The sequence below is a fragment of the Variovorax sp. GW821-FHT10C12 genome (assembly GCF_059415405.1).
In genome coordinates, this window is record NZ_JBWKNE010000006.1 from 187952 (window position 1) to 208029 (window position 20078).

Below are 20078 nucleotides of genomic sequence, written 5' to 3' on the forward strand. Positions count from 1 at the left end.
CGCCGCAGGTGCTGGTGCCGCCGCAGGTGCTGGTGCCGCCGCAGGTGCTGGCACCGCCGCAGGTGCTGGCACCGCCGCTGGTGCTGGCACTGCCGCAGGTGCTGGTGCCGCCGCGGGTGCTGGCACTGCCGCAGGTGCTGGTGCTGGTGCAGGTGCTGGTGCTGGTGCTGGTGCTGGTGCTGGTGCTGGTGCTGGTGCTGGTGCTGGTGCTGGTGCGGGGGCCTTTGTAGGCACCGGTGCCGCAGTAGGCGCGGCTGCCTTTGCGGGTGCCGGTGCCGCTGTAAGCGCTGGTGCCTTTGCAGGTGCGGGTGGCACTTCTTTTGGCAAGTTCGCAGCGCGCTCCTCTACAAGCTTCTCTCGCGCATCTGGAGGGCATGCGCGTTGCGTGGCACGACCGTCCTTGCCCGCGTTGCCCTCGGGGAACAGCGCCTCCCGGTCGTAGGTTTCCTGGTACTTTCGGCGAGCGCTCAGGGAGTCCTTTCGAATGGAGCTGCAAGGATGCATGCCATCGATCGGTGCCACGGCCGAATAGTCGTAGCCCCAATAGCGCGGAAGTGGCTCTTTGCTGCGCGTCTCCTTCCGCGGGTTGAGGCAGGCCGCCAGCGGACTCTGTGCCTCCGGGTTGTATGACTCCACAAGCCCCTTGCAGCCGCGGCTGAACGCATACGGCAAGGCCTTGCTGCACGCGCTGACTGCATCCGAATGGATGCGCACGGCGAGCATGGAATGCCCGAACCAGCCAGCCTCGCCCGCCGGACACAACGTGTCCGCGGTTTTCAGGAGTTCGGCCGCCAGCGCATCGAGTTCAGGAGAGACCTTTTCCGACTGCTCGCCCCGGACGTCGGAGGGTGGCAGCTTGATCCAGAGGTCGGTCAACTCGTCCAATGCCTGGCGTTCCCGCTGCACGCGGCTGGCGCCAGCGACTTTCACGGTATCGATCGCCTGCCACGCCGAAACCCCCAGCGTCGCCGCCGCCCCCAACCCGATCGACGCCCCCACAGCGGTGGCCCCCACGCTGCCGATGAGGCGCCCGCGCGTCGCTTTTTCCTCGCCATTCAGCACAGCGCCCGACAGCGCCACCGCGCAGTCGTCGAGAACAAAATGCGCCGGCGCGTCCTTGACGCAATCCTGGCACAGGGCTTCGATGAACACCGGACTCAGGTCCTGCGCCAGGACCTGGCCGAGCCGGAAGTAGCTCTCCCACTGCGCCTCCGAGAAGAACTGGTCGGCGGTGGTCTCCTGCGGAAAGGTCGGTGCCGCGCGTTTGAAGTTCTGCAGATCGATCGGCAGACCCTTGCACATGTTCGGTTTGACGATCAGCAGGATGGCGCGCTCCCGCGCTCGCGGTGGTTCACCCTCCACGGCTTCTTCTCTGTCGGCATAGGTGACACGGGCCACCGCCAGGCAGGCGTTGCTCGCGTTGGAGGCCAGTTCCTGCAGCGAACCGAATGCGTGCAACGCGCCATAGAAGCCCTCGGGCTCCAATGCCAGTCCGCGCGGGATCTCGTCCGGCAGTGCGCGCCGGGGCCGCAGGAACTCGATCTCGGCCTGCAGGTCGATGCGCGCCTTGCGCACCAGGTTCTCGATATCGCCGAAGGTGTAGTCGGGGTCGGCCCCGCAGTCCGCCACGACGATGACCTCTGCACGCTCCGCGAGCAGTGCATAGGCGCCGGTGTTCTCGAAATGCCCGCCGTCCGTCATGAACCAGTCACGGCCTTGCCTGCCCTCGAAGATTGCCAGCGTCTCGCGCATCAGGCCCAGGGACTTGGTGAGGGAGACCGGCCAGCGCCTCTTCTTTCTATCCTTCTTGAACTTGCTTTTTTTCTCCTCCTCTTCTTCCTTCGGCGGTGGTGGCTGGCGCCACCAGTAACCCAGCCGCACGCCCGCAAACACGAGCAGCGCCGCCACGCCGCCGCGCGTGAGCTTGCCCAGGCCCGGTGCCACGGCGGCACCCGACACCGCCATCCAGCTGCCGAGCGTCATCGGCTCGTCGCTGCGGTCGAGCGCCTTCCAGTTCTCCTGCGCCACCCGCATGAAGCCGCCCGATGCGACGGTCACCAACAGGCCGCGGCGGTCCTGGTTGAAGAGTTGCCCCCTTGGGTCCTTGGTCTGGTTGAGGCACACATTGAGCAGGTGAACCGGCCCTCCGAGGGCCTGTGGCCGGTAGTTCGCAAGAGACACGTCGTCGTCGGGGACGATCGCGTCGACCGGCGCCGTGTTCAGCGTGCGCGACAGCACGGCCGGCACGGGGTCCAGCGCGCCCAGCGGGCCGTGCGCCACGGTTCCGTTGAAGCGTTGCGCGTTGGCCGCTCCCAGGTAGCTGCGGGTCAACCGTGCCCGATAGAAGGCATGCAGCGACGAGAGGTTCAGGAATTCCGGTGTCTTTCCCGTGACCCAGAGATAGCCCACCACTGGCACCAGCAACAGCGCCCAGATGAGCCAGGCATCGCAAAAGTCCAGGTCAGCGGTCGGCACGAAGAGCCCACCCAGCACGGCCTTGTAGACCAGCGACACCCACCAGGCAAACAGCAGGAAGGCCAGCACATAGCCCAGCAGATGCGCAATGGCCAGCAGGCTCTTCGATGTCGGCCGCCCCGGCACCAGGCTCGATGCAAGCGGCAACACCGTTCGCAGCACCGCCGCCGCCATTGCGAGATAAAGACCCGCGCTCGCCAGCCCCATCTGCTGGAACGCCACATGCCACGCCAGCCGGTCGGCCAACCCGACGATCAGCACGATCACCAGGACGCGGAAACTGCCGGCGAGCTTTTCCGTCAGCTGATTGCGCGCCTCGTCGGACTGCAACGAAGGCGACCCCGAGTCCTCGCACTCCTTCAGCACGCCATTCGCCACCCGCACGCCGAGGAACCAGACAGCGACCAAGACAGCGCAGCCGCCCCAGAGAAATTGGCGAAGGTCCTCGCCGGCTTCGCTACGGAGATTGCCGAAGCTCCAGGCCACCCCGAGCAGCAGTGCACTCACGACCAGCACGCCCAGGCAGTTCCTCCAGAATTTGCCGTCTTCGCATGTGGTTTTCACCCAAGGCACCGCCCAGTAGGCCGATGCATGGACCAGCACAAACACCCCGACCACCGGCAGCCCCAGCCAGACCACCGAGGCCCACGACGGCAGCCACTTGGCCAGCCACGGAAAGTAGCCTGCAATCCCGGGCAGGTACCCCACTTCCGCCATGCCCCACCAGACCAGCAGATTCGCCCCGGCCAACGCGAGTCCCGCCAGCACGGACACCAGCGCCAGTTCCACGTGCACGCCGATCAGGTTGCGCACGTACAGCGCCACGGCAAAGGTCCGGTCGAGTGGCCCGCGCGGAATCAGGTAGCGACCGTTCGCACGCAGCCACCAGATGAACCAGCTCGCCCCCGCCTTGCCCACTTCGTCCTGGATGCGGTCGAGGTCCGCACGCTTCTGCGCTCGGCTGAAGAGCCGCCCGAGCATCGAGGCGGCGTAGCCACCACCCGATACCGAGGACATCAGGTCGAAACGCAGCAGCGCGCCGCGCCGCGCGAGCGCGCTCAAAACACCGAGGCAGAAGGTGGCGCTGCGAATGCCGCCGCCGGACAGCGCCAGACCCCACTTGCGGCCTGAGCCGGTGAGCGCGGGATCGCCCAGGGCCGCGCGGCGCTGCTCCACCTGCTCGTCGATCTTGCTCATGGCTGTCTCCTCCTGCGCCCGATGCGGCGTCGGCTACATCGCGGCGGCCTGTGTGTACTCCGCCAGCACCCATCCTGCGCGCGCACCCGATGCGGACGCCACGTCCACGCGAATCCATCCGCCCTCGCGCGCCTGCACGACGAGCTTGGAATGCATCACCAGGGGTTCCCCTGCAAGCGCGTGGCCAACGCCGGGGCCCTGGCGCAGGTTGAGGCGCTTCACGCCCACGTACCGCACCTCGTCGCTGTCGTTCGCGACGTCTCGCCCCAGCGCCTTGCCGCGAATGCCGAGCGACGGAAAGGCGGGACCCGGGTCCTGTTTGCGATCGGGGGCGATGTCGTCGTGCCCCACCACGTCGCTCAGGCCGTAGCGCTGGGTCAGCAGCACCGCCAGCTGCTCGCAGGTCTCGACCTGGGCCGGGGTGTAGGCCTGCCAATACCGATAGGGCAGCCTGGCGTTCTTGTGTCGCGCTTCGACGACCTCGTCTGGATCGAAAGGCAGCGGCTTGCCGTTGCCGAGCCGGAACGCACCCGAGGCCATCTTGAGCAAATAGCCGAAGTTGACGACCTCGATGCCGATCGAATGGGTGTTGATGTCGTGCAGGTCGCCCCAACTGCTTTCGCCGGCGTGCCAGGCGCGCCGGTTGAAGGGCACGAACTGGGTCACGGCGCCGTCGGTGTCCACCAGCAGGTGCGCCGAGACCCGGTTGCTTCCGGTCGTCGACAGAAACGTGGCCTTGGCCGCCGCAAAGTTGCAGGCCGTGTAGTGAAACACCAGCAGTTTGGGCGCAATGGCGCCGCCGTGGTTGGGGCTGGGTGCGGCGCCGACGGCCTGGCCCTGGATCTCGCCACTCAACAGGTCGTTCGCGATGTTCAACATGGCGTCCCCCTTCAGCCGAGGGCCGGCTCGTCACTGGCGAGCGCTGTGCGCGTGCCGCTCCAGGGAGTCGAGCTTGCAGCCACGCCAGCTGCCAAGCCGGTGGCAGCGGCCGTCAGGGCGGCGCCGGCGGTGGCGACGGTGCCTGCCGCGCTGGTGAGTCGCTCGGTGGCCGCAGTGGATGTCGGCGGCGACGCGCCAGCCGGCTCCGAGGCACCCGGCATGAACTTGCCCGCCACCCCCTCGATGAAATCGGCGCCGGTGTAGCCCGCTGCGGCAATGCCCAGGATGGTGGAAATCTCCACGCCCTTGGTCGGGTCCACCGGGTACAGCGATCCCATCATGGCCAGGGCGGCGGCAGCGCCCGCCACACCACCGATCACGAGGCCCACCACCAACGTCGACACCTTGAAGGCCTCGACCTCGGCGGTCGCTCGCTCCCGGTTGCGTCGGGCGATGCCGGAGATCGATCGAACAAGCTGCCCGATGGCGCCGACGAGCGCGCCCAGCAAGACAGCGCCCGTCCACTGCGAAACCGAATAGGCCATGGCGAATCCCTCCATTGGGCTGTGAATTCAACCCAATGGCGCCCGCCCGCGCATCCCCCGTTTGGGTGAGGGCGCCGCCGAAGCCGCGCCGCTCACCCGTTCGCCATCAGCGCGGCGCCATCCGGATCGCGCCGTCCAGCCGCACACTCTCGCCGTTGAAGTAGCCGTTGGTGATCATCAGCTCGGCCAGCGTCGCGTACTCGGCCGGGTTGCCCAGGCGCTTGGGGAACGGCACCGAGGCGGCCAGCGCGGCCTTCACGTTGTCGGGCGCGCCCTGCAGCAGCGGCGTGTTGAAGATGCCCGGCAGGATGGTGTTCACGCGAATGCCCTCGCCCATGAGGTCGCGCGCGATGGGCAGCGTCATGCCGACCACGCCGGCCTTCGAGGCGGTGTAGGCGGCCTGGCCCATCTGGCCGTCCTGCGCCGCGACCGAGGCGGTGTTGACGATGGCGCCGCGCTCGCCGTCTTCCAGCGCATCGAGCGTGAGCATGCCGGCCGCCGACTTGGCGATGCAGCGGAAGGTGCCCACGAGGTTGATCTGGATGATGCGGTCGAAGTTGGCGAGCGGAAAGTGCTTGATCTCGCCCGAGGCCTTGTCGCGGCTCGCGGTCTTCACCGCGTTGCCGGTGCCGGCGCAGTTGACCAGCACGCGCTCTTGCCCATGTGCCGCGCGCGCCTTGGCAAAGGCCGCGTCGACCTGCTCTTCCGACGTGACATCGACCTTGCAGAACACGCCGCCCAGCTCCTTGGCCAGGGCCTCGCCCTGCTCCACGTTGAGGTCGAACAGCGCGACCTTCACGCCGTGGCTGGCCAGGCGGCGCGCGGTGGCGGCCCCGAGGCCCGAGGCGCCGCCCGTGACGACGGCGGCAATGCTGGAATCGAGTTGCATCTCTTGTTGTCCTTGGATAGAGAGAGAAAGGAAGAAAGAAAACCGAAAACGCCTGCCGTTCAGACCGGGTAGTAGCGCAACTTGCGCGCCGCCATCTCGCGCATGCGCGCCGTGGGCACATACGGCGCGCCGAGCGCCGCATGTTTGTCGCACAGCGCGACCACGCGGTCCAGCCCCAGCCAGTCGGCGTACTTGAGCCCGCCGCCCGCGTAGGCCGGGAAGCCCACGCCGAGCAGCAGCGCCATGTCGAGCTCGGCCGGCGTGGCGACCACGCCGTCTTCGAGCGCGTGCGCGGCCTCGACGACCATCGGCAGCATCATGCGTTCGACGATCTCCGCGTCCGCGAAGTCGCGCCGCCCTTGCGGCTGCAGCGTGGCGACCAATGCATGTGCCTCGGGCGCGGCCGACTTGCGCGGGCGGCCCGTGGGGTCGTTCTCGTAGCGGTAGAAGCCGGCGCCGTTCTTCTGGCCGTAGCGCTTGTTCGCCACCATCAGCTTCACGGCGTTGCGTTCGATGGCCGGCATGCGCTGCGGGTAGCCCGCGGCGATCACGTCGCCCACGTGCGCGCCCACGTCCATGCCCACCACGTCCTGCAGGTAGGCCGGGCCCATGGGCCAGCCGAAGGCTTCCATCGAGCGGTCGACCGCCTCGAAGTCGGCGCCATCGGCCACCAGCTGCACGAAGGCATTGATGTACGGCGTGAGGATGCGGTTGACCAGGAAGCCCGGGCAGTCCTTCACCACGATGGGCGTCTTGCCCATGGCCACGGCATAGCCCACGGCGGTGGACACGGCGGCGTCGCGCGTCTTCGCGCCCTGGATCACTTCCACCAGCTGCATCACCGGCACGGGGTTGAAGAAGTGCATGCCGACAAAATCTTCGGGCCGCGCGAGCGGCTGGGCGATGTCGTCGATGCGCAGGCTCGAGGTGTTCGAAGCGATCACGGTGCCGGGCTTCACACTGCCTTCCAGCGCGGCCAGCACCTTGCGCTTGACCTCGAGGTTCTCGACCACGGCCTCGACCACGCAGTCCACCGTATCGAAGCCGGCCTCGTCGAGCTGCGGCACGATCGACGCTTGAATGGCATCGGCCTTGGCCTGCGCGAGCCGGCCGTTCTTCACCTGCTTGGCGAGCTGCTTGCCGGCCTCGGCCATGCCCAGGTCGAGTTGCGGCTGCGCGATGTCCTTCATGCGCACCGGCGTGCCGCGCAGCGCGCTGGTGTAGGCGATGCCGCCGCCCATGATGCCGGCGCCGAGAACGGCCGCCTGCTTCACCGGACGGCCTTCGCGCGCGTGGCGCTTGTAGAGCTTCTTGAGCGCTTGGTCGTTGAGAAAGGCCTGCACCAGCGAGGCGGCGGCCTGCGTCTTCGCGACGCGGCCGAAGGCGGCCGACTCGAGGTCGAGCGCGCCCGCGCGGTCGCGGCCGGCGGCCTCGGCCATCATCTCGAGCGCGATGAGGGCTGCAGGCTGGTGCTTGCCGCTGCGCGCCGCCACCTGCGTGCGCGCGGCCTCGACCAGCGCGCCCGCCTCTTGCTTCGACAGCGCCAGCGGCGCGCGCTTGCGTTGCTGCGCCGCCTGCCAGTCGATCTCGCCGCGCACCGCACGCTGCAGCAGCGCGAGCGCGCGCTCGCGCAGGGCCTCGGGCGCGGCGACCTCGTCGGTCACGCCCGCGGCCAGCGCGGCCGGCGCCTTGGCTGGCTTGCCGCTCGCCACCCAGTCGATGGCCGTGGCCAGGCCCGCCAGGCGCGACAGCCGCACCGTGCCGCCGAAGCCGGGGAATAGCCCGAGCTTCACCTCGGGCACGCCGACCTGGGCCATGTCGGCCATCACGCGCAGCGGCGCGAGCATCGCCAGCTCCAGCCCGCCGCCGAGTGCGAAGCCGTTGATGGCGACCACGCTGGGCACGCTCAGGTCCTCGAAGGCGTTGAACAGCTCGTTGCTGGCGCGCACACCGCGCGCAATGTCGGCCTCGGCCTGCTGGAAGGTGGCACCGAACTCGGTGATGTCGGCACCGACGATGAACACGTCTTTCGCGCTCGTCACGAGCACGCCGCGCACGGCGGGCGAGGCCGCGATGCGCTCGGTGGCCTGGCGGAACTCGTCGACGGTGCGCGCGTCGAGCTTGTTGATGGCCTCGCCGCGCCGGTCGAAGCGCAGCTCCACCAGACCGTCCTGCAACGGCAGGACTTCGATACTTTCGCCTTGGAACAAAGGGGGTCTCCTCGCGGCCGGCGACGCGCCAGCCTGTGGGAAAAAGTTTAGGGACGCGCCCTGCGCGCAGGCATCGTCCGAAGCGACGATTACAGGCGGCCGCGTGCCTGCAGGTAGTCGCGCACCGCCTCGGCGGCGGGGTCGCCGACCACGGCGAACTCGTCGGTGAAGAAGATCGGCGAGGCGGCCAGGTCGATGAAGCGGCGCTCATCCGCCAGCAGCTCGGCGCTCGCACGGCGGGCTTCTTCGCGCCGCGCGCCGGTGCGCGCTTCGAGGCTGTCCCACCACAGCTCGGCCACGCCGTCGAAGGGCGCGGGGCTGCCGCGCGGCACGGCCAGCGGCTGCACGAGCGCATCGTCGAGCGTGTGCGACTGCACGTAGCGCCGCAGGCCCAGCACCACGGCGCGTTCGGCGACGAGCGGTGCATGCACGTCTCGCCAGTGGTGCTGGAACTGCGCGCGGTCCAGGTGCGGCAGCCGCCGCAGGCAGAAGACGAGCTTGATCATCGGCGCACCCGGATCAGCCCTTCCTGCGCGACCGAAGCCACGAGCCGGCCGGCGCGGTCGAACAGCGCGCCGCGGCAGAAGCCGCGCGCATGCTCGGCCGAGGGCGAGTCGGCGTCGTACAGCAGCCAGTCGTCGCAGCGGAAGTCGCGGTGGAACCACATCGCGTGGTCCAGGCTCACGCCCTGCACGCCCGGTTGCTGAAACGCCAGGCCGTGCGGCTGCATCGCCACGCCCATGAAGCTGTAATCGGAGGCATAGGCCAGCATGGCCTGGTGCAGCAGCGGGTCGTCGGGCAGCGCGTCGGCGGTGCGCAGCCAGAGCTGGCTCTTCGGCGGGCGCGGGCCGGCCGTGACCGGGTCGCGCGGATCGACGTAGCGGAACTCGATCGGTCCTTCGACGCGCACGCGCGGGCCGGCGCGCGGCGTGAGGTCTTCCGGTGGTGGCGCCTCGGGCATGGCGCACTGGTGCGACACGCCCGCCTCGCGCCGGTGGAACGAGGCCGACATATGGAAGATCGGCTCGCCATGCTGGATGGCGACCACGCGCCGCGTGGTGAAGCTCGCGCCGTCGCGGATGCGGTCGACGTCGTAGACGATGGGCGCGGCCTTGTCGCCCGCGCGCAGGAAGTAGCCGTGCAGCGAGTGCGCCGCATGCCCATCGACCGTGCGGGCCGCCGCCATCAGCGCCTGCCCGAGCACCTGGCCGCCGAAGACGGCGGGCGCGCCGATGTCGGTGCTGGTGCCGCGAAACAGGTTCTTCTCGAGCTGTTCGAGCTGCAGTTGGGCGACCAGCGACTGCAGCGCCTGCGCGCGGCCTGGGCTCACGCGGCGTGCTCCGTGGAATAGAACGGCGTGTTCGATTGCGCGCGTTGGCGCAACGCGGCCGTGGGCTTGAAGCGCTCGCCGTGGCGCTGTGCGAGTGCATCGCAGCGCGCGACGAAAGCCGCGAGGCCGACGGTCTCGATGTACGAGAGCGTGCCGCCGGTCCAGTCGGGGTAGCCCAGCGCGAGCACGGCGCCGAGGTCGGCCTCGACCGGCTGCTTCAGCACGCCTTCTTCGAGGCAGCGCACCGCTTCGATCGCGAGCAGCGACAGCAGGCGTTCGCCGACGGCGCGTGCGTCGGGCTGCGATGCAGTGGCTTGTGCCGCCGTTGCATCGGCAGCCAGCGGACTCTCGCCCAACCCCGCCTGCCGCGCGGCGTTCGCGATGAGCGCAGGCGACACGCCCTCGCTCAACAGCGCCGCACCTTCACTTCGGTACAGCTGCCGCAACCGCTCGACATACGCAACGTTGATCGCACTCAGGTCGCCCTTGCGCCGCAGCGCCGCGCCCCGGTTCACGAACAGCGTGCGCATCAGGTTGCGCGCCACCGGGCCGGCCAGCAAGGGGCCGAAGCACTGCGCCTCGACCGCCAAGCCCGCGTCCATCGGCAGCTGCGTGCCTTCGTACACGGCCGACAGGATGGCCAGCGGCGCGGGCAACTGGTCGTGCGTGTCGCGCCGCACCTGCGCCAGCGTGGCGCCGAAGCTCGCGCCCGCGTGCGGCGCCAGCGCGCCCGCGCCGCCCGGCACCTGGAAGCCCTTCACGTCCCACGGCTGCTGGCCGGCGTCGGGGTGGTCGAGCACCCAGCGACGGGCCACGGCCACGAGCTGGTCGACCGGCGCGAGCGCATCGACCATGCCCAGCGCCAGCGCCTCGGCCGGCGCCACATGCCGGCCCGACAGCAGCAGCGGCAGCGCACGCGCAATGCCGATCAGGCGCGGCAGCCGTTGCGTGCCGCCGCCCACGGGCAGCAGGCCGACCGTGACTTCGGGCAGCCCGACCACCGCGCGCGGCTCGTCGAGCAGCACGCGGTGATGGCAGGCCAGCGCGAGCTCGAAGCCGCCGCCCAGCGCCACGCCGTTGATGGCCACCGCCACGGGCTTGCCGCAGCGCTCCAGTTCGCGCAGCGCGCGCCCGCCGGGTGCGATCGCCTCGATGGCCTCGGCCGCGCCGCCGCCCGTGGCATGGAAGCCCACGAGGTCCTTCAGGTCGGCCCCGGCCATGAAGCCGCTGGCCTTGCCCGAGGTGATGACGGCGCCGCGCACGTCGGCGCGCTGCGCGATCTGCGCCACGGCTTCGCGCAGGTCGGCCGTGAAGCCGGGCGTGAACACGTTCATCGGCCGCTCGGGCACGTCGAGGGTGAGGAGCGCGACGCCGTCGGCATCGACCTCGAATCGGATGTGGGAAGGCATAGGAAAAAAGGAAAGAGAAGACGTGCTGCTCAGACGCGCTCGATCACCAGCGCGGTCGACTGCCCCGCCGCGGCGCACAGCGTGACCAGGCCCAGGCCTGCATCGCGCCGTTCCAGCTCGTCGAGCAGCGTGCCCGTGAGGATCGCGCCGGTCGCGCCCAGCGGGTGGCCCAGCGCGATGGCCCCGCCGTTCACGTTGATGCGCGCGGGGTCGATGTCGAAATGGCGCGCATAGCGCATCGGCACCACCGAGAAGGCCTCGTTCACTTCGAACAGGTCGATGTCGCCGATGCTCAGGCCGCAGCGCGCCAGCAGGCGCTCGGTGGCGGGCATCGGGCCGCCCAGGCTCAGCAGCGGCTCGTCGGCGCACGAGGCGCTGCCGACGATGCGCGCGCGCGGCACGAGGCCGTTGCGCGTGCCGTAGGCGCGGTTGCCCAGCAGCACCGCGCAGGCGCCGTCGACGATGCCGCTCGAATTGCCGCCCGTGTGGATCGGCGCGATGTGCGACAGCTGCGGATAGCGCTGCAGCAGGATGGCTTCGTAGCCCTGCGCGGCCACGCCCGCGAAGGCGGGCTTGAGCTTGGCCAGGTCGGCCATCGTGGTGCCGGGGCGGTTGGCCTCGTCTTTCGCGAGCACGGTGCGGCCGAGCCGGTCGCGCACGGGCACGAGCGAGCGGTCGAAGCGGCCCTCGGCCTGTGCCACGGCGGCGCGGCGCTGGCTTTCCACGGCGTAGGCATCGACCGCCTCGCGGTCCACGCCGTCGAGCATGGCCATGAGGTCGGCCGCCACGCCGTTGGGGATGTAGGGGTAGCGCTGGCCCACGGCGGGGTCGGTGTAGACCGCGCCGCCGTCGCTGCCGATGGTCACGCGCGACATCGACTCCACGCCGCCGCCGATCACCGCGTCGGCCTGGCCCGAGGCCACGAGGCCGAAGCCCATCCTGAGCGTGTCGAGCGCCGAGGTGCAGAAGCGGTTGAGCTGGAAGCCCACCACGCTGTCGCCGTAGCCGGCCGACAGCAGCGCGACGCGCGCGATGTCGGCGCCCTGCTCGCCCACCGGCATCACCACGCCCAGGCCCACGTCCTCGATCTGCGCGGGGTCGAGTGCATGGCGTTCGCGCAGCGCCTGCAGCACCTGCGTGGCCAGCTGCACCGGCGTGATGGGATGCAGCGCACCGTCGGCGCGGCCCTTGCCGCGCGGCGTGCGCACGTGGTCGTAGATGAAAACGTCGTCGGTCATGGGCAGGGCGCTGCCCGGGTGCGCAGGGCCACCGGATGCAGGGGAATTCAGTTTGTCTGCGGCCAGTTTAGGAAGCAGAATCGGTTGCCGGAATCGTCGGAAGCGACGGAATTTCCAGGCACTCACTCCCCCTTCGCGATGCCTGCTCCAGCCCCCGTTCCCCCTTCTTCGCTCCGGATTCTCGAGACCAAGCTGAACCCGCCGGCCTTCGTGGCCACGCAGGTGCCGCGCACCGCCATCAGCGAAGAGATCGCCGCCGCCACCGTCAAGCTCGTGCTGGTGCGCGCGCCCGCCGGCTTCGGCAAGACCACCGCCATGGCGCAGATCCGCGAGCGCATGGACGCGCAGGGCATCGCCACCGCCTGGCTCACGCTCGACCGCGCCGACAACGACGTGTCGCGCTTTCTCAACTGCCTGGCCGAGGCCGTGCAGCGCATCGGCGTGGACGAGCCCGCAAGCCACGCGCCCTTCGACGCCGTGGCCGCATTGGCTGCGCACGACTCGCCCTTCACGCTCTTTCTCGACGACTTCGAGGTGGTGCAGGAACCCGCCGTTCTCGGCCTCGTGCGCGAGCTGGTCGAGCACCTGCCGCGGCGCGGCCAGATCGTGATCGGCTCACGCAGCCTGCCCGACCTGGGCCTGGGCCGGCTGCGCGCGCGCGGCCAGCTCATCGAGATCGACACCGACCGCCTGCGCTTTTCGCTGGAAGAAACCAGCGCCTTCATCGGCCTGCGCCAGGCGCATGCGCCGCACGCCGCCGCGCAGCCGCCGCAGGCGCTGCCGGCCGACCTGCTCTCGCAGCTGCACCGCAAGACCGAAGGCTGGGTGGCGGCCATCTGGCTGGCGTCGATGGCGCTGGAGCGGCACGGCATCGAGACCGGCTTCATCGAGCGCTTCTCGGGCTCCGACCGCGCCGTGGCCGACTACCTGGCCGAAGACGTGCTCGCGCACCAGCCGCCCGAGATCCACGACTTTCTGCTGCGCACCAGCATCCTGCGCCAGCTCGACGCCTCGGTGTGCCAGGCGCTCAACCCGCGCGGCGACAGCGCCGTCATCCTCGAGCAGCTGGCCGCCGCCAACCTGTTCCTCACGCCCGTGAGCGGCGATGCCGGCGGCGAGGTGCGCGCGTGGCGCTACCACAGCCTCTTTGCCGATTTCCTGCGCGCGCAGCTGGCGCGCGAGCGGCCCGGCGAACTCGCGCGGCTGCACCTCGCGGCCTCGGGCTGGTACGAATCGCACGGCCGGCCCGTGCCCGCCATCGACCACGCCATCGAGGGCGGCGACCATCCGCACGCGCTCACGCTGCTCGACAGCTACGCCGAGCAGTTCCTCGAGCAGGGCCGCATGCGCATGCTGGCGCGCTGGTTCTCGGCGATTCCCGAACATCAACTGCGCGAACATCCGTTCCTGCAGCTCATCGCGCTGTGGGCCACCTGCTTCACGCACGGCCCGTGGGACGCCATGCGGCTGCTCGAACAGTCGGGCTGCCTCGACAGCCCCATTCCCGAGGTGCGTGCCAACGCCCACACGCTCATTCCGCTGCTGCTGGCGATGGAAGACCAGCACGACGCCGCGTACGAAGCCGGCCGCGAAAGCCTCGCGCGCCTGCCCACCGGCCTCGCCTTTGCCGAGGGCGTGCTGCTCAACGCGATGGCCCACATCCTCGCGGTGCGCGGCGACCAGCGCGAGGCGCAGCGCCTGCTCGAGGCCGCGCGGCGCGAGCAGGGCAACAGCACCTTCAACCGCATGTACACCGAGTCGCTCGCGGGCCTGTTCGACCTCACCGAAGGCCGGCTGCGCCAGGCCACCGCGCGGCTGCGCATGGCGGTCGATTCGACGCATGCCGTGTCGTACAACCACAGCCACGGCAACGCCTGGGCCGGCGTGCTGTATGCGGGCGCCGTGTACGAGACCAACCAGCTGGTGCAGGCCGAGCACCTGCTGAACGTGTACCTGCCGCTGGCGCGCGACGTGGGCCTGCCCGACCACATGATCCTGAGCCACGTCATGCGCTCGCGCATCGCGTTCCACGCGGGCGACATCGACGCCGCGTTCCAGGCGCTCACCGAACTCGAGTACCTGGGCCACCACCGCCAGCTGCCGCGCGTGGTCGCGGGCGCCAAGCTGGAGCGCGCCCACATGCTGCTGCTGCAGGGCAACGGCCCCGCCTCGCGCGACGAGCTGCAGCGCGCCGACGATCCCGAGCTGTGGGAGCGCGAGCGCCGCCAGCGCCTGCCCGCGCACGACCTCGACTACCTCGCGCTGGCGCGGGCGCGCTGGGACATCGCCTTCGGCGACGCGCGCGCGGCCCTCACCGTGCTCGACGCCGAGCTGCACGCCGCCGTCGCCGCCAACCGCAACCGCCGCGCCCTCAAGCTGCGCGTGCTGCGTGCGCTGGCGCTGCAGCGCGCGGGCGACCTCGCCACCGCCATCGAAGAGATCGGCGCCGTGCTGCAGGCCGCGAGCCAGGAAGGCTTCGTGCGGCTGATCCTCGACGAAGGCCCGGCCGTGGGCACGCTGGTGCACCGCTATGCCGCCGCCATGCAGCAGGAAGCGGGTGCCGTGGCGCCCGTGCTGCGCAGCGACCCGATCCTGGCCGACTACCTGCAGCGACTGCTGCAGGTGCTGGGCCCGCCGCCCTCGCCGATCGACGCCGAGGCGCCCTCGGGCGACGCCACCAAGGAGCCGCTCACGCGCAAGGAGATCCGCGTGCTGCAGCTCCTGGCCGAGGGCTACTCGAACAACGCGATGGGCGAGAAGCTGTTCGTGTCGGAGAGCACGGTGCGCACGCACCTGCGCAACATCCACATGAAGCTGGGCGCGAAGCGGCGCACGGAGGCAGTGGCGATTGCGCGCAAGCTGGGCGTGATCCGCTAGCCAAAAAAAAAGGGCCCGCCCGCCGACACATGGCAGACGGGCCCAAACCCTCGCCTTTCGTCAGAACGACACGTTCAGATTCGCCTTCACCGACTGGTCGCGCGCCTTGCCGCCGAACTGCCCGCCATACGACACGCCGAAGGTCGCGCGCGGCGAGAACGCGAAGTCCAGGCCGAGTTGCAGCACCGCTGCGTTCTTTGCGACCGCGACACCCGCGATGTCCGAGAAGCCCGTGGCGCCCGGCAATGCGACGCTGGTGAACGGCGTCAGGTCCCCGTAGGCGCGGCGCCAGCCGACCATGCCCTTGAGCGTGGCGTCGACGCTGCCCAGGCGCACCGCGGTCGATGCGCGCAGGCCCAGCGTCGACAGGCCGACGTTCGCGCTGCTGCTGCGCGCCTGCAATGCCGCCCACGTGCCGCGCTCCGAGAACGCGTCGGTGTGCAGCGTGACGTGCGCCAGGTTGGCGAAGGGCTCCAGCGCCACGTCGCCGGCGGCCAGGCTGTAGCCCACTTCGCCGAAGACCTGCGTGGTCGATGCGTCGTGGTTGCTCTTGAGCGAATCCGACAGGCCCGCCACGCGCGCCTGGCGCGTGGTGTCCACGTCGTGCCGCGCATAGGCCGCGCCGGCGCGCAGGGCCCACGGGCCGAGCGTGGTGCCGCCGTACAGGCCCAGGTGGTAGCTGGTGGCATCGCCCGAAGATGAGCGCGCGTCCACGTCGACCTTGCTGCGGCTGTAGCCGCCGGTCACACCCAGGCGCGCGTTGTCGCCCACGCGCACGTCGCCGCCCATCAGCAGGCCGTCGACCGAGCGATCGAGGCGCGCGGCGTTGCCGTCGCCGCGCGCACGGCCGGTCGAGTGCAGGGCCTGGCTCCAGAAGACGGTCTCGCCCGTGGTCGGGGCGGCCATGTGCGACTGGCCGGCGCCGTCGTTGATCTTGACCGGCGCCGTGGACGCGCCCGCCGTACCGGCCGAGGCGCGCAGGCGTTCCAGCGCCGCTTCGCGCACGAAGCGGCTGTCCTCGATGAGCGCCGTCTTCGCGGACGCATGCACTTCGCCCGACAGGCTGTCGAAGGCCGCGCGCGCGGCCGGCACGCTCTCCAGCTGCAACGCCGCGGCCAGCGCGGGGCTCCAGGCGGCCGCGCCATCGAGGTTCACGCCCATCGCACGCTGGTTGCCCGACTGCGCGACCGATGCGAACGACACGCTGTTGCGCATGGCTTCCGTGTAGACCTGCGTCGCGGTGTAGCCCAGCTTCGGCGAGAGAAAGAGGTAGTCCTTGGCCACGCTGAAGTCGGCGAAGGTGCCGCTCACGCCGCCTTCGGCGTTCAGCAGCGTGTAGCGCGCACCGAGAACGTAGCCGCCGAGCACGCGTACCGTGCCGCCGTCGAGCGTGGCGTGGCCGCTGACATCGAGCCGGTCGGCCTGCGCATCGGTGCCGCTCAGTTCGGCTTCGAAGGTCGCGCCCGGCGCGAAGCGTGCGTGGCCGGCCACGTGCAGCGTGCCGATGGAATTGCCCGGCGCCACGACACCGCCCGCCGCGATGGTGGTGCTGCCGACCGTGCCGGTGCCCTGCAAACGCCCGCCCGACAGCACGGCCATCGTGCCGCCCAGCGTGCCGTTGACCGACAGCATGCCCTGCGCCACCGAGGTCCTGCCCGTGAAGGCGCCCGAGTCGCCAATGAGCTCGAAGCGGCCCGCGCCCGCCTTCACGAGGCCGCCGCTGCCGCTGAAGCGGCCCGCGAACTGCGTCGAACGGTCGTTGCCGCCGGTGGTCAGCGTGCCGGTGCCCACGGCGACGTCGCCCACGCCGGCCAGCGAGCCGATGGTGGCGTCGAAGCCGTTGAGGTCGAGCTTCGCCTTGCCGGCCACCGTGAACGCGCTGGCGCCCGACAGGCCGGTGGCCGAGCCCGCACGCAGCGTGCCGCCCTGCACCCAGGTCGCGCCGGCGTAGCTGTTAACGCCGCTCAGCGTGATGACGCCTTCGCCGTTCGTGCCGCCCGTGGTGCGCAGGTCGCCCGCGCCGGTGATGTTGTAGGCGAAGTCGTAGGCATCGCTTCGGTCGATGGCGAAGCTGGCGCCCGCGTCGATGGCCACGTGGCTGGTGATGGAACCGGTGGTGCCGCCCTCGCCCAACGCGAGCTCGCCGGCCTGGATGCGCGTGTCGCCCGAGTAGGTGTTGGTGCCCGTGAGCACCAGCCGCCCGGCGCCGGCCTTCACGAGGCTGCCGCGGTAGTCTTCGTCGGTCTTGCTGCGCAGGTGGGTCAGGCGGTCCCAGTCGACGTTGGCCGTCCTCGCCTTGGTTTCGGCGTCGGCGGCGATATCGTCTTCGGGCACCATCAAGAGATTCGGGAGGTAAGGCCAATACTCGTGTCCCGGGCCGATGTCCCGACGTACCCTCTCGAATCGCTCGGCACTGCTCTTCGCCATCGGATTGGCCTTCGCGGCGGCCAGCGCGTCGGCGTAATCGACGCCGGACAGTATGGCCGTGCGCAGAGCCTGGAGCAGCGCGACGGCCTCCTGGCCCAAGGGCTTGAAGGCGTCCAGGGCCACCGGCCCTTTCACGAGCGCACCCAGGCGTGCGATCTCGGCGGCCTCTTCCTGCTTGCGCTGGACCAGCCCCGTTTCCGAGATGTCGTTGCGCCACGTGTCGGACGCACCGCCGGGCATGTCGATGACCGTGCGCTTGAGCAGCTGGCCCGGCCCCTTCATGGCGTTCTCGAGGTTGACGAGGCCCCAGCCGATCACCGCGTCGGGCGCCACCTGGCGCGTGCCGTCGAGCTTCGTGGCCGTGGTGAGCAGCACCTGCAGCGCCTGCTCGTTGGTCATGTACGGAAAGCGCTCCATGATGATGCCCAGGGCCCCCGTGGCATGCGGCGCCGCCATCGAGGTGCCGGTGTAGGTCCCGTAGGCCCCGTCGAACACCGTGCTCGTGATGTCGGCCCCCGGGGTGGCCACGCACCAGTACTTGGCGATGCCGCACTTGTTGAGGGAGCTGTGCTGCTCGTAGCCCGTCCACGTTTTTCTGACCCCCGTCACCGTCAGCCAATGCCCCTCCACGTCGGGCCTGAAATACGGCAGCGCCCCGCGCGCCGCCGGATTGGCCTGCCCCTGGTTGTCGGCGGCGAACACCTGGATGACCCCTTCCTTGCCATCGGCCTGGGGCTTCGTCGCGTCGATCGCGGCATCGACCCAGGACAGCCCGCGCAGGTACTGCAGGTAGTCGGCAGTGACCCTTTCCGTGGTGCTGAAATTCCGATTGCTCGGATTGCCCCAGCTGTTGTTGACGACCCGCACGCCCGCGTCGCGCATCCCCTGGTAGAGGTTGCGGAAGTTCTCGGTGGTGGCGTGGGTATAGCGGTCGGGACTCAGCCCCGCACTCGAACTCAGCGCGTCGGGCGCATTGGTGTTGCCCACGAACACGTTGGCATTGAACGCCACGCCGTGCATGTTGTTCTGGATGTCCTGCCCGTCCCGGCTGGCGCCCACGGTGCCGGACACGTGCGTGCCGTGGAAACCGTAGCCCGCGTCCTTGCTGTTCAGCACGGAACCATCCGCCGCGAACTCGCTGTACGCCCCGTTGGACGTCGCCGTCACCAGCGCCGTGAAGCGCGTGAGCGGCAGCTCGCGCGCGTGGCGCAGGTCGAACCCGGAGTCGATCACGCCCAGCTTCACGCCCTTGCCGGTGAAGCCCGCCGCGTAGGCGTACTCGGTCTTCATCGCCCCGAGCCCCCAGTCGGCCAGGAACTCCTTCGTGCGCCAGCTGGCCGGGTTGCCGATCATGCCGGGGTCGCCCGGATAGGCCTGCGCACCGGCCGCGGAGGCCAGCATCGAACCCAGCACGCACACGGCGGCGCGGGCCACGGCCCGGCGCTTGAACTTCGGTGATCTCGTCATGACGGAACGAACCCTCTTTTGTCTTGGAATGGAATGAAAAGACCGTCGCCCCGCCGGTGAAGCCATGTCGGGAAGACATCGCGCACGGGCCGGTTAACGGTCGTTAAATTCTGGAAAGAGGGGTCGTTCTTTGTGATCTCGTCGGGGCTTGTTCCGATACTTTGAAATCCTGACGCTGGAGTTTTTCCCTAGGTTGCGGCGCTTCAGGCCGCCAGCCGCTGCCGCTTGTCCTGCGCGTCGCGCCCCGCGATGTGCTCGCGCGCGCGTTTCCAGTCCTCGTCCTGCCACTGCGACATGCGCGAGAAATTCCCGCCCGTGGCCTGGAACTGCGCGCCGTCGATGGCGATGGTCTGGCCGTTGACGTACTCCGAGCCCGGGCCCAGCAGGTAGGCCGCGAGGTTGGCCAGCTCGGGCATGCGGCCGTTGCGCTCCATCGGGTTGCGCTCGGCCTTGTGCTCGCCGCCACCGGGGTTCAGCCGCGCGCTCATGCCCTCGGTGGGGAACAGGCCCGGCGCGATGGCGTTGAAGCGGATGCCGCGCCCCGCCCACTCGACCGCGAGCGACTGCGTCATGGCATGCAGCCCGGCCTTCGACATGGCCGAGGGCACGGTGAAGGGCGAGCCGTTCCACACCCAGGTGGTGAGGATCGACAGCACCGACGCGGCCTTGCCTTCGGCCAGCCAGCGCTTGCCGCATTCGAGCGTCATGCAGAAGCTGCCGCGAAAGACGATGCTCGAGATGGCGTCGAAGGCGCGCGGCGACAGGTCTTCGGTGCGGCTCACGAAGTTGCCCGCGGCGTTGTTGACCAGGCCGTCGAGCGCGCCGCCGTCGGCCCAGATTTCATCGAGCATCTCGGTGATCTGCGTGTCGTGGCGGATGTCGCAGGTCTTGGGCGTCACGCGCCCGCCGTGCAGGTGCATCAGCTCGGCCGCGGTTTCTTCGAGCACGGGCGCGCGGCGCCCGCAGATGTAGACGTGGGCGCCGAGCAGCAGCAGCGCCTCGCTCATCACGCGGCCCAGGCCGCTGCCGCCGCCGGTCACGAGGTAGCGGCGGCCGGCCAGCAGGCCGGGCTTGAACATCAGGTCGTCGAGGGTCATGGGAATCCTTGTGTGCGGTCCGTTGAAGTTCGGAATGA

The 20078-nt window shown here is 70.0% G+C and carries 12 protein-coding genes; 1 reads left to right on the forward strand and 11 read right to left on the reverse strand.

Annotated elements, in window-relative coordinates; translation table 11 throughout:
• The 9 genes from AC07OH_RS23930 to AC07OH_RS23970 form a co-directional block, all read right to left on the reverse strand.
• A partial coding sequence (locus tag AC07OH_RS23930; RefSeq protein WP_495302367.1) for a patatin-like phospholipase family protein occupies positions 1-3672 on the reverse strand: 3672 nt, incomplete at its 3' end.
• 33 nt (positions 3673-3705) lie between these two features.
• Entirely contained in the window at positions 3706-4551 is an 846-nt protein-coding gene (locus tag AC07OH_RS23935; RefSeq protein ID WP_495302368.1) for an N-acetylmuramoyl-L-alanine amidase, read from the reverse strand.
• Positions 4552-4562: 11 nt separating this feature from the next.
• Entirely contained in the window at positions 4563-5096 is a 534-nt protein-coding gene (locus tag AC07OH_RS23940; RefSeq protein WP_495302369.1) for a hypothetical protein, read from the reverse strand.
• A gap of 106 nt (positions 5097-5202) precedes the next feature.
• On the reverse strand, positions 5203-5985 hold the full coding sequence (locus AC07OH_RS23945; protein ID WP_062478161.1) for an SDR family NAD(P)-dependent oxidoreductase: 783 nt from the start codon (positions 5983-5985) through the stop codon (positions 5203-5205).
• A gap of 59 nt (positions 5986-6044) precedes the next feature.
• Entirely contained in the window at positions 6045-8195 is a 2151-nt protein-coding gene (gene fadB, locus AC07OH_RS23950; protein ID WP_495302370.1) for a fatty acid oxidation complex subunit alpha FadB, read from the reverse strand.
• Positions 8196-8284: 89 nt separating this feature from the next.
• Positions 8285-8701, reverse strand: coding sequence for an EthD domain-containing protein (locus AC07OH_RS23955; protein WP_495302371.1), 417 nt, complete (start codon positions 8699-8701; stop codon positions 8285-8287).
• On the reverse strand, positions 8698-9525 hold the full coding sequence (locus AC07OH_RS23960; protein WP_495302372.1) for an acyl-CoA thioesterase: 828 nt from the start codon (positions 9523-9525) through the stop codon (positions 8698-8700). The genes AC07OH_RS23955 and AC07OH_RS23960 overlap by 4 nt, the downstream gene beginning before the upstream one ends.
• Positions 9522-10934 (reverse strand): enoyl-CoA hydratase-related protein, encoded by a 1413-nt coding sequence (locus tag AC07OH_RS23965; RefSeq protein ID WP_495302373.1) that lies wholly within the window; start codon positions 10932-10934, stop codon positions 9522-9524. The genes AC07OH_RS23960 and AC07OH_RS23965 overlap by 4 nt, the downstream gene beginning before the upstream one ends.
• A gap of 29 nt (positions 10935-10963) precedes the next feature.
• Complete coding sequence (locus AC07OH_RS23970) at positions 10964-12172, reverse strand: acetyl-CoA C-acetyltransferase (RefSeq protein WP_495302374.1); 1209 nt, start codon at positions 12170-12172, stop codon at positions 10964-10966.
• A gap of 138 nt (positions 12173-12310) precedes the next feature.
• Here AC07OH_RS23970 and AC07OH_RS23975 point away from each other — a divergent pair, with 138 nt between their 5' ends.
• Positions 12311-15049: a winged helix-turn-helix domain-containing protein gene (locus AC07OH_RS23975; protein ID WP_062478179.1), complete on the forward strand. Its 2739-nt coding sequence runs from the start codon at positions 12311-12313 to the stop codon at positions 15047-15049.
• A gap of 60 nt (positions 15050-15109) precedes the next feature.
• Here AC07OH_RS23975 and AC07OH_RS23980 read toward each other — a convergent pair whose 3' ends face one another.
• Positions 15110-18943, reverse strand: coding sequence for an autotransporter domain-containing protein (locus AC07OH_RS23980; protein ID WP_495302375.1), 3834 nt, complete (start codon positions 18941-18943; stop codon positions 15110-15112).
• Between the two features lie 203 nt (positions 18944-19146).
• Entirely contained in the window at positions 19147-20040 is an 894-nt protein-coding gene (locus AC07OH_RS23985) for an SDR family oxidoreductase (protein ID WP_095746851.1), read from the reverse strand.
• Positions 20041-20078: the final 38 nt, after the last annotated feature.